Below are 714 nucleotides of genomic sequence, written 5' to 3' on the forward strand. Positions count from 1 at the left end.
GTATGAATCTGTCTGCGACACGCTGATAAGCTGTCCCCTGTTTTCATCATAGGTATAGTTAATCTGTGCACCTGTGTTGTCATCGGTTACGCTGTCAAGGTAGCCTGTGGTTGAATTGTAATTATATGTATCACAGTTGCCGTCCTGATCATACAGTTTATCCAAAAATCTTCCATCTTTAGTATAAGCCAAATTTGATTTTAGTGCAAGTGTTTTTTCGGAATTATTTGCTTCAAGTGCTGTTGCCTGTCCTTTGGAATTGTAGGTGTAGTTGTATTCAACTCCGTTCTGACTTGTTGCCTTAGTCATATTATGATTATCGTCATAATCATAGGTATAGGCATAACCCTTTGCGTCAACCGATTTGGTGAGATTGGAGTCGGTGTACTCCATTTTGGATTTTTGTTCTGCATTTGAGGTTACCGTTACAAGCTCTCCGTCATCGTTATAGGTATAGCTTGGCACTGAATCCTTTATAAGCTGTGCATTGTCAAAGTAAGCCGTGTTGTACTGTTTGGTAAATCTAAGGAAAACCGTAACTTTAACAGGTACTTTATTTGCATCAGTTTCATCACTTAGATTAAATACAAATGAACTATACTGCCATACACCAACGGACTTGTTGAACGACTGAGGTTTCTTTCCTTTTGCACTTCCGTCGCTGTACTTTACCTCAACATACAAATCGAATCGGGAAGTATCGTTATCCGTTAC

The 714-nt window shown here is 39.2% G+C and carries 1 pseudogene; it reads right to left on the reverse strand.

Annotation, left to right across the window (positions count from 1 at the left end):
- A pseudogene (locus AAAY30_RS11520) lies at positions 1-714 on the reverse strand (hypothetical protein); the annotation flags it as partial.

It is taken from the genome of Ruminococcoides bili, from assembly GCF_040093295.1.
Classification (GTDB): Bacteria; Bacillota; Clostridia; order Oscillospirales; family Acutalibacteraceae; genus Ruminococcoides; species Ruminococcoides intestinale_A.